The organism is Geobacillus sp. Sah69 (assembly GCF_001414205.1).
Taxonomy (GTDB): domain Bacteria; phylum Bacillota; class Bacilli; order Bacillales; family Anoxybacillaceae; genus Geobacillus; species Geobacillus stearothermophilus.
Window position 1 is genome coordinate 1 of sequence record NZ_LLKS01000068.1, and the last position, 10,113, is coordinate 10,113.

Sequence of the window (10,113 nt, forward strand, 5' to 3'; positions counted from 1 at the left end):
GTTCCTGTACTAATCGAGTGTTGATATAACGCTTCGATTGTATCACTTAAACGCTTGTACGGGATCAATTGGATATGATGTAAATAAACAACGAGCGCCGTGAGCCGTGGACCGTATTGCACATGATTCGTGACATGGGATGGGAATTCGGCTTGTTGCACGCATCGACAATGTGGACACGATTTCACTTCACGTTCATGTTGTGTCACCTCGATCGCCACAGGAGGGACATCAAACACTTGACGGATATCGACTTTGAACGGTTTGACGTCACGCAAAGAAGCCCCACATCCTTGACACGTATGCACACGGTGGACGACACGATGATGTGGATGTTCCACTTGACGGAGCGTCGTTCCTTGATGTCCTTCTTGTCCGCCTGGCTTGTTGCCAGATGGTTGACGAGAAGAACGTGTGTTGGCAAAACGGTCAGAAGATGGGGGCAAATGGCTATTGGAGCTGTTTTTTTTCGTGCGTGCTTCCAGCTCTTGAACACGGTACTTCAGTTGTTCATTTTCTTTGCGTAGTTGTTTGTTTTCGTGACGCAAATGTTCATTTTCTTGAACGAGTTGATGAATGAGCTGTTTTTGTTGTTGGACTTTGCCGATTAAGCCCTCAACTGTAAATACAGCTTGTTGTACCGTCAACATGTGATTCACCTCCTTGTCTATCAATATTCACATCATAGACAGGAAAAGCAAAAAATATTCAGCTCACTTTATGATGTGGCTGAATAGTTACAAATGATGAAGGCATGCGGAGAATTCATGGAATCTTATAATAAAGCTGAATAAAACCGTCGTGTAAAAATCGATAAAAGCCCTTCTTTTTTGAAGGGCTTTCAGACTGTTGAAAAACGATTTTGTCAAGGGACAAAATCGTTTTTTTTATGATATATGTTGAGAAAACAACTGATTAGGAGAAACCACTTATGTACTACTACCAATCGAACTTAGAGATTCAACAAAATCGTCAAGCTTATGAATCCATGTATGATCCTAACCATATCTTGGTTCAAATCGACAAATTGATGGATTGGAATCATGTATATCAGTTACTTGAACCGTTTTATCCAAGTACCATTGGTCGCCCCACGATTGATCCGTTGATTTTTGTAAAAATCCTCATGATTCAATATCTGGAAGGGTTTCGATCCGTTCGGTTTACCTGTAAACAAATCCAGCAACACGCCACGTATCGCTGGTTTTTAGGCATTTCCCCCACCGATAAAGTCCCTTGCCACTCCAGCGTTTCCAAGTTTCTTCGCCATCGGGTCGATCCCGGTGTATGGGAAGCGTTATTTGATCATGTCCTTCAATGGATTCAAGAAGATGGGTTCTTGTCTCCGGACACGTGGGCAGCGGATGAAACAGAGTTAAAAGCGAATGCCAATAAACGAAAACGCATCCAAGTGATTCAGACGATGGTGGTGAAAGAAGACGAGGACGTGTTACAACTGGTCAATGAAAAACGACAACAACATGGAAAAAAACCGTTAGCTCCCAAAGCAGAGAAGCTGGCAACCAAAAAGATGATATGTAGCACCACAGATCCAGATGCTGGGCTATCGGTCAAACATGATCCGCGTGGTCTCTTTGCGTTCCACGATCATCGAATCGTTGACACCTTGCATAATTTTATTTTGGATGCTTACGTGACTGCCGCCACCGTGCCTGGTCATCGTATTTTGATGGGGCGAATCGAGCGTGTTGAACATCGAGTAGGATATTCTCCTAAAGGAAATAGTGTTAGACGCTGGCTATTATAACGCCCGACTAGCAAGAGAATTAGAGAAAAAGGGATTTTGGCGTATATGTCGTATCGACGTTTTCATCGAAAGGAACATCCCGATTGTCGTTCCGTAAAGTTCCAGCAAGTCACAGACGATGTGTATGCGTGTCCCTGTGGCGTAAAGTTCATGTATTCGACGTCCACCCGTTCTGGATATCATGAGTATAAACTAGCAGTGAAAGGAAGTTGTGTGGGATGTCCTGCCGCACAAGGCGCAAAGGATCGTGTATTTCGAGTTTCCGTTCATCAAGATATCTACGAACGAATGCGGAAACAACGGTTATCGATGAGAGGAAGAGTGTTGCGATCGGTACGTCCATCGACGATGGAGCGAAGTTTCGCCGAAAGCAAAGAACTCCACGGTCTTCGTTTCACACGATACCGTGGAGTCCAGCAAGTACAAATTCAGGTTTGGATCACCGCCATGATCCAAAACCTCAAAAAGTGGACCAAATTGCGATCACTCCAACAATATGGTCTATATCTAACCTACCAAATGGAAGAGAAAAAGAAAAGAAAAAGTTCACACTCCTCGTGAACTTTTTCTTGACGTCCGACTTTTTCAACAGTCTGCAAAAAATCCTCCCACGGTGGAGGATTTTTTGTTTTCTTAAGGCATATTTTATAAGTTTGGCAGATATAAAAGTAAAGACAACTTAGTACAAGGGGGATGATGGATGAACTCACTTTGGCTTTTAGGGTTTTCTGCTTCTGCTATTGGAATGTTATCTGGCGGAGTGATTGCTTGGTTGTTTAAAGGCTGGCAAAAAGGAACGCCAACCATTTTTTCAGTATGTAGTGGTATGATATTTGGACTGGTCACGATGGAAATTTTGCCTGAAAGCATAGAAATTGGAGGTTGGTTTATTGCTATTGTCGGATTGATTTTTGGTTATTTTATTTATAAGCATCTAGAAAAGGTTTCCCATCATGTGATCATTATTACCAATGACGCTAAAAAAGACTTATTTGTACATTCTGGTCTATTTTTAACATTCAGTATTGCCCTGCACAATTTTCCAACAGGTATCGCACTTGGAGCCAATACTCACGATTCATTGACTAAACCAATGATGACGACGATCATGCTTCACAATATTCCAGAAGGGATTGCTGTTTTTACTCCCTTGCTGATGGCTGGGTTTGGAATTCTCAGCATCATACTTGGGGCAACCATAGCCTCCGCCCCCGTAGGAGTTGGAGCCTTCATTGGAAGCAATTATGGAATGGGGGTCCCTTGGCTAGTAGCAATGATTATCGCATTGGCGATGGGGGTCATGCTTTCCGTGACGGGAAAAGAAATTTTTGGAACAGCTTTACGCACATCTACAAAACTATACTGCGTTATCATGGCTGTAATCGGTTTTGTATTGGTTTCATTTTACTTATTTTTTCTGTAGAAGACTTTACTAAAAAGGTGCACGTTAAGTTGTGCCTTTTTTGTATGTTCTCCCAAAGAATAATTTAGCGGATGTTTAAAGAAAATAATCCAAAAATGGTTCTCTTGGGAGGTTTTATGAAAAACGATGTTATTGCATCGGAGCATTTGGTTCTTATGATAACAGCGTTGGTTGTAGGTTTTTTTGCTCGTCTTATAACCATTAAAGAAGATTATCGACAGTATCCAAGCTACCCCAACGGATATTTAATCCATTTGGTGACTGGATTTGTAGCCGCAGCTCTAGGTGCAGTGACTATTCCGGCGATTATGACCAAAAATTTTGTTGCAGTAACCTTTCTAGCATTAGCCATACAGCAATTTAGGGATGTTCGGAGGACAGAACGGGACAGTTTAAAGGACTTGGAGAATACCGAATTTACTCCAAGAGGAGATGCTTACATAGACGGGATTGCGAAGACCTTTGAAGCAAGAAATTATTTTGCGTTGGTTGTCGCCTTAGTTACGGGCATAACAATGCAGCTTGTATCCCATAAGATACAATGGGTGAATATTTTAATCGGGTCATTAGCTGGGTTAGTCGTCTTGTTTATATTGAAACGTTTTTCCAAAGGGAAAACAGTTGGGGATATTGCGGATGTTCAATTAGGGAAAGTGGAAGTCAGAGATTCGGAATTGTTTGTTGATGGTATTTATGTTACGAACCAGTTAGGAACGGATAATGCAAGAGAACTTTACCGGAAAGAGGGGATCGCAGCGGTTATTTATCCCCGTGAAGAACATTTTCGTATTACATTAGATCACTTTGGTCAAAGACAAGCCATCCTTTTTGAAGCAACAAGAGCTGTTGGGGTGAAACGGTATAACTTTACACGCAAGGATTATGAACAAGGGCGTGTGGTTGTTACATTAGTTCCGCTTGTTCGAAGAGAAGATGCGTTTATTGAAGCAATAAAGAAAACGCCTTTACTTGAAAGTGTAAAAAAGAGCCATTCTGTGATGAAAACCAATTGGTTAGGAGGAAAATAAATGGGCAAAGAAACAAATCCAAAACCAAATTATGAAATACTGGCTTATATTACGTTAAATCAAAATCGTGTTATAAGCGGAAATGTTTTGGCTTTACTCGCAACCGATGAAGAAGAACAAAAGCAAATGACTCAAGACATCGCTAAAAGTATGAAAGCGGATGTGACACAACTAAAATGCGGGGATTATATGGTATACAGAACTTAACAAGGTCATACGGGAATTTGAAGAAGAATTTACAAAAGATGTGCTGATATTTTAAAGGACAGCTTACTGCTGTCCTTTTTATATCCTTAAATCGGCATGTTGCAAGTCCGATTTTTCCACTTGAATGGTCGTATGCAAGATGTGAAATTCTTCCTCAATCCGTTGGATGGACTGTTTCAAAATGTCCTGACTATCCTTGGTATCATCGATGAGCAAATGGCAACTGAGCGAATCCAACCCAGAGGTGATTGTCCAGACGTGTAAATCGTGAACATCTTTTACCCCCTCAATGGATTGAAGCGTTTGCTTTACTTTCTCCATATCAATGGTAATCGGCGTTCCTTCCATCAGAATGTGGAAGGAGTTGCTTACCACACCCCAAGCGCTTTTTAGGATTAATAGCGACACGACAACACTGATGATGGGGTCAGCCACATACCAGCCGAAGAAGTACATTACAATCCCTGCCACGATTGCCCCAACCGCACCTAATGCATCAGAAATAATATGCAAATAGGCACTTCGCACATTTACATTTTCTTTGGTATCACTCTTTTTTGTTAAAATAAATGCGCTGGTGATATTTGCCAACAATCCAATAGTAGCAATGAGCATCATTGTACCACTTGCGACCGTTGGAGGTTCAAAAAAACGTTTATAAGCTTCGTAAGAAATAAATCCCGCAATGACGAATAAGAGAAGTCCATTCAACAGAGCTGCCAGTATTTCAAATCGGTAAAAACCGTATGTTTTTCGTGGAGAAGGCGGTCTTGCGGCGAACCACATAGCGACCAAGCTCAAAGCTAGAGAGCCAATATCGCTTAACATATGCCCTGCGTCTGATAGTAATGCTAGGCTATTCGTCAATAGTCCACCAAAGAACTCCAAAACCGTTATCCCCGAAGTAATAAGAAGAGCGATCGTTAATCCCTTTTTGTTATCCGGTACGTGGGAATGATTATGATTGTGTCCCATATCATCAGCCTCCTTCCATTCATTATGAGCTAAATCATCCATTTTCATTAAAAAACATTTCCTAAACTTGACAAAAAAAATGAATGTAAAATATGATACATACGTATGAACATATGCTCATATATAATAAATAAAGTGAGGGAAATCATCATGAAGACTGAAGACCATTCGTTCTTAAAATCTGAAACCATCGAAAATGTATCGCAAATATTTAAGGTATTATCCGATCCAACAAGAATCAAAATTCTTTATTTGTTATCGCAAGAAGAGTGCAATGTCAATCACATTGCAGAAGTGTTGGAAATGTCTCAATCAGCCATTTCCCATCAGCTTAGTCTGTTACGAAATCTGAGACTGGTTAAGTATCGCCGTGAAGGAAAAACACTGTTTTACTCCTGCGATGACGAACATGTTATTTCACTATTAAAACAAGCCATTGACCATGCTGAACATCATTAAGGAGCATTCCCGTTAGGAGCTTTTCCGGGGACTTGATCAAAAAAAGCCCTCTTGGTATGATACAGGGGTGTCAACCACATCACTCACCATACCAAGGAGGACTTCAGATGAATTGTACACAAAACTATAAAATTGATCAAGTAACCGAACAAACGCTTGTCGTGGGTATTGATATCGCGAAACGAACCCACTACGCCTGCTTCGTGGATGACCGGGGGCGCGTGCTTCGCAAATCGTTCCCGATCTTCCAGTCGAAAGAGGGGTTTCAACAGCTGTATAAAGCGATTCAGGGGGCGATGCAAGCGTTYGGGAAGTCAGAGGTGATCGTCGCCGTGGAGCCGACCGGGCACTACTGGTTGAACCTGGCCTACTTCCTCGAGGAGCACGGGATCCCGTTGGTCATGGTCAACCCGGCGCATGTGTGCCGGTCGAAAGAACTTGATGACAACCTGCCGACGAAACACGACGCCAAAGACGCCCTGGTCATTGCCAGACTGGCAAAAGACGGACGATTCCTCGTTCCCCGGCTGCTGCACGAGATYGAAGCCGATTTGCGCGTGGGRAGCACGCTCAAAGAGAAGCTCCGCAAGGAACAGACGGCGGTGAAAAACGCGATCGTCCGCTGGACGGATCGGTATTTTCCAGAGTTTTGGACCGTGTTTCGTGACTTGGGGAAAACGGCGCTTTCGGTGTTGGAGTGGACGCCGCTTCCGGCYGATATGGCSGGTCGGACCGCCGAGGAGCTCATCGAGGTGTACCGGCAAAGCGAAGGGATGAAATGCCCGCAGAAGGCCAAAATTYAGGCGTTGATCAACACCGCGAAGGACTCGATTGGGGTGACGGAAGGGACAGCGATGGCCCGGTTTGAGATCGCCGCGCTCGTCCGCCGATACCGCCAATTGGAGGCGGAGATCGCTGCACTGGACGCCGAGTTGAAGGCATTGGTTCAAACGACGATGGAGTAYCAATGGTTGAAAACGGTCGACGGGTTGGGAGACGCCACGATCATCGATCTGCTGGCGGAGATCGGCAGCTTCGCCCATTATCGGGACCCGCGCCAATTGGTGAAGTTGGCGGGCCTGACGCTCAAGGAGAACTCCTCCGGCCAGCGCAAAGGGCAAAAGCACATCTCCAAACGGGGACGGAAACGGTTGCGCTCGGTGCTGTTTCGGGCGGTGATTCCGCTGATCCGGCACAACGAGGCGTTTCGCGAGCTGCATGAATATTACACGACCCGCCCCGTCAACCCGCTGACCGGAAAGCAATCCATCGTCGCCTTGTGTCGGAAGCTGTTGAATGTGTTGTTTGCGATTTGTACGAAGAAACAAGCGTTTGACGCGGAGCGAATGAAACAGGACGTCTTGTCCCAGGTGCACCGGGCGTCCTAAGGCCTCCCCCTGCGAACGGAAGAATCATTGGACAACGAGATGACACCGGAGAAGCTAGCGTGATTTCATCCATTCGACCTTGAGTCCCTAAAGGAGCTTGGCCGGCCTCCGCCTGATGACGAGACCGAACGAGGGAATGTTGGCGCGAAGACGCCCGGAGACATGGGAGGGTTCGTCCTCATCAGCGACGCGGAGATCCAAAGGGTGCATCGAATATGCTTCCCCCCACGGCAGGAAAATATAACCAGMCGTGGCCGCGAAGCGCACCCTAGGTCTGTAAGATATCCACAAAACTGAAAAAGGATGTAAGAGATTTTGTCGAAAAATATTTTTTGGACACCCCTGAGGGGCCGAAAAGCCTTGATAAATCAACATTTCTAGAGGGAGGTTATGCCGCTTGTCTGGCCGACGTCCTATTCGAGTAAAATGTCTTTCCCCTTTATGCGGAACATGGCCGCCGATTGTAAAAATCTATACCGGACCAACAGGACCCACGGGACCTACAGGGCCCACGGGCCCCATTGGACCCCAAGGACCGACCGAACCCACGGAACCCATCGGACCCCAAGGACCGACCGGACCTACGGGACCCGCTGGAGCAGGAGCCATCATTCCATTCGCTTCAGGAACAACGGTTGTCTTGACCGCCACTATAGCTGGGTTGGCCAACACCGCAAGTTTGATCGGATTTGGAAACGCTGCTTCAAGCATCAGTTTAGTGGGAGGAACCATAAACCTTGGGGGCACATCGAATTTTTCCCTTACCATTCCGCGTTCAGGAATCATTACTGCTGTCGCAGCCAATTTTTCCGCCACAACGGGCACAGCGCTTTTAGGAACGGCTACGATCCGCGCTCAATTGTATATCGCCACTTCTCCATCCAGCAACGTATTTTCGCCTATTCCCGGCACGCTCATTACATTAACGCCATCAATCACCTTTCCCATCTCCCTAGCCCAAAACGCCAGCGGCATTGTCACAGGATAAACGTGCCTGTCAATACTGGCGACCGGCTGCTCATGGCGTTTTTCATCACCACTTCCGGCCTTTCAATCGCCGCTTCCGTCATGGGGTATGCGAGTGCAGGAGTGGCGATTAGTTAGCGCCTCACTGTGATACCAAGGATGCGCTCATTGGAGCGCTCAACTAAGGCCGCTGCAAACAAGCGGCCTTATAATCCCTCTCCGTTCAGTTGAACGCTCTCCCGCCCGCATTTCGAGGTGGGAGATTCTTGGGAACACCCGCCCCGCGGCAGGATGTCCGCCAAGCCATCCCCGTGCGTCCCACGATTCAGCCGCCCTACAACGACAGCAGTCGAAGCCCTTCATTTAGAATATTCCGGGCAGCGTTATGGTCCCGGTCATGTTCGGCTCCGCAGGCGGGGCACACCCACTCGCGAATGCCAAGCGATTTCACCTCGACGTGCCGATGCCCGCAGCACGAGCACAATTGACTCGAGGGAAACGTGCTCGCAACACGAACCACCGTCCGCCCGTACCATATCGCTTTATACTCGAGCATGCGAAGAAAACTCCCCCACGCGGAATCGGAAATGGATTTAGCCAGCTTGCGATTCTTTTGCATGTTCCTAACACGCAAGTCCTCCACGCACACCACTTGGTTTTCGCGGATGAGGCGGGTGGACAGTTTGTGCAGGAAATCGTTCCGGCAGTTGGCGATTTTTTCATGAAGCTTGGCCACTTTCAAACGGGCTTTCTCCCAGTTCGAACCGCCTGGCTTTCGACGAGCCATCACCCGCTGCCAGTAGGCGAGCTTTTCTTCATACCGGCGCCAATACCGGGGGTGTTCGATCGTTTCGCCTGTGGAAAGCACTACGATCTGTTTCAACCCCAAATCGACGCCCACTTTCTTGTCGGTTTGGGGCAATGGGGGAATATCCGTTTCCACGAGAATGGAGACGAAATACTTCCCCGCTCGATTTCGACGAATCGTGGCGGAGAGAATGCGGCCTTCCACCTCGCGGCTTTTGGCGAACTTCACCCATCCGAGCTTGGGAAGTTTCAACCGATGGCCGTCCACTTCGATCGTAGGGCGTCCGTTCTTTGGGTAGTTGCACTGGGCGGTGTACGATTGGTTCGGGTGTTTTTTGCTTTTGAAGCGGGGAGCGTTCGCCGTTCCCTCGAAGAACCGGTCAAACGCCTCGGCCAACTGCTGCAGTGCGTTTTGCAAGGCGGTTGAATCAGGGGTTTTCAGCCATGGAAGGGTTTTCTTCAAAGCTGTCAATCGTTTGGAACACTCGTTGTAGCCGAGTCCTTTTCCCGTGGTTTCATACGTCTCCTTCCACTCGGCCAAAAGGTATTGTCAAAAGTGTATCCTCCACACTCACGGTTTTCCCTTGAGTTTCAACGGTTGAACGAAAAAAAGCTTGCCACCCCCGTTGTTTTCGGCCATCATTGAGGTAACGACACCCAACAGCCAAAACAAAGGAGTGACAAGCTTTGTTACCTCAATTATTAGCCTATTTGCTCGAAATAATCAAGACCCAATATCAAATCATTGTGTATTTGATGGGTGTGATCGTGGGAAAATCCTTGAATCTCGAGGACTTGGACGAACCCATCCAAAAGCCGTACCGGAAACTTCAGGTCGATGACCTTCCGATCATCGATGTGCCGGAAACCCTTGATTACCGGAAGCTGTTGGCAGACTATGAAGCCCAGCACGGACGTCCTTTACGGCCCATCCAGCGCCGCGCGAATGCGAAACACCGTGTTCCGGATTCGTTGACCTGCCCTCGCTGCCAGGCTCCCTCTTCTTACCTGTACGCCAATAACGGCGGAAACGGGCAATACCMATGCAAAGTGTGCCAGTGCCGGTTCAACCACCGAAATCGGTTCACCTAG

Annotated in this window: 10 protein-coding genes and 2 pseudogenes; 9 read left to right on the plus strand and 3 right to left on the minus strand. The window is 46.7% G+C overall.

Going from position 1 to position 10,113, the window contains the following annotated elements; genetic code table 11:
• Positions 1-650, minus strand: a 650-nt coding sequence (locus tag AP057_RS14575; RefSeq protein ID WP_200910080.1) for a DUF6444 domain-containing protein, incomplete at its 3' end; no start/stop codon positions are given.
• Between the two features lie 281 nt (positions 651-931).
• Here AP057_RS14575 and AP057_RS17975 point away from each other — a divergent pair.
• The 5 genes from AP057_RS17975 to AP057_RS14595 all read left to right on the plus strand — a co-directional run bounded on the left by AP057_RS17975 (position 932) and on the right by AP057_RS14595 (position 4,426).
• Positions 932-1,768 carry a transposase gene (locus tag AP057_RS17975; protein WP_235468599.1) on the plus strand — a complete coding sequence of 279 codons (837 nt, stop codon included), beginning with the start codon at positions 932-934 and terminating at the stop codon, positions 1,766-1,768.
• 150 nt (positions 1,769-1,918) lie between these two features.
• Positions 1,919-2,329 (plus strand): transposase, encoded by a 411-nt coding sequence (locus tag AP057_RS17980; RefSeq protein ID WP_235468601.1) that lies wholly within the window; start codon positions 1,919-1,921, stop codon positions 2,327-2,329.
• A 139-nt stretch (positions 2,330-2,468) separates the two neighbouring features.
• The gene (locus tag AP057_RS14585; RefSeq protein WP_055359073.1) at positions 2,469-3,191 is read left to right on the plus strand and encodes a ZIP family metal transporter; all 723 of its coding nucleotides are present in this window, start codon (positions 2,469-2,471) and stop codon (positions 3,189-3,191) included.
• Between the two features lie 71 nt (positions 3,192-3,262).
• Positions 3,263-4,219 carry a YIEGIA family protein gene (locus AP057_RS14590; protein WP_235468603.1) on the plus strand — a complete coding sequence of 319 codons (957 nt, stop codon included), beginning with the start codon at positions 3,263-3,265 and terminating at the stop codon, positions 4,217-4,219.
• A complete protein-coding gene (locus AP057_RS14595; RefSeq protein WP_055359074.1) occupies positions 4,220-4,426 on the plus strand; it encodes a hypothetical protein in 207 nt (68 codons plus the stop codon). It begins immediately after the preceding gene.
• Positions 4,427-4,504: 78 nt separating this feature from the next.
• Here the strand turns inward: AP057_RS14595 and AP057_RS14600 are convergent, their stop codons facing one another.
• On the minus strand, positions 4,505-5,449 hold the full coding sequence (locus AP057_RS14600) for a cation diffusion facilitator family transporter (protein ID WP_369813967.1): 945 nt from the start codon (positions 5,447-5,449) through the stop codon (positions 4,505-4,507).
• Between the two features lie 102 nt (positions 5,450-5,551).
• Between AP057_RS14600 and AP057_RS14605 the strand changes: the two genes are divergently transcribed.
• The 3 genes from AP057_RS14605 (at position 5,552) to AP057_RS17985 (ending at position 8,236) form a co-directional block, all read left to right on the plus strand.
• Positions 5,552-5,860 (plus strand): metalloregulator ArsR/SmtB family transcription factor, encoded by a 309-nt coding sequence (locus AP057_RS14605; protein WP_055359075.1) that lies wholly within the window; start codon positions 5,552-5,554, stop codon positions 5,858-5,860.
• Positions 5,861-5,967: 107 nt separating this feature from the next.
• Positions 5,968-7,248, plus strand: a complete 1,281-nt coding sequence (locus AP057_RS14610) for an IS110 family transposase (protein WP_055359076.1) — start codon at positions 5,968-5,970, stop codon at positions 7,246-7,248.
• A 640-nt stretch (positions 7,249-7,888) separates the two neighbouring features.
• Positions 7,889-8,236, plus strand: a complete 348-nt coding sequence (locus AP057_RS17985; protein WP_235468605.1) for an exosporium glycoprotein BclB-related protein — start codon at positions 7,889-7,891, stop codon at positions 8,234-8,236.
• Between the two features lie 312 nt (positions 8,237-8,548).
• On the opposite strand, the pseudogene tnpB reads toward AP057_RS17985, so the two are convergent.
• A pseudogene (gene tnpB / locus AP057_RS14615) lies at positions 8,549-9,568 on the minus strand (IS200/IS605 family element RNA-guided endonuclease TnpB); the annotation flags it as partial.
• A gap of 140 nt (positions 9,569-9,708) precedes the next feature.
• Here tnpB and AP057_RS14620 point away from each other — a divergent pair.
• A pseudogene (locus AP057_RS14620) lies at positions 9,709-10,113 on the plus strand (transposase); the annotation flags it as partial.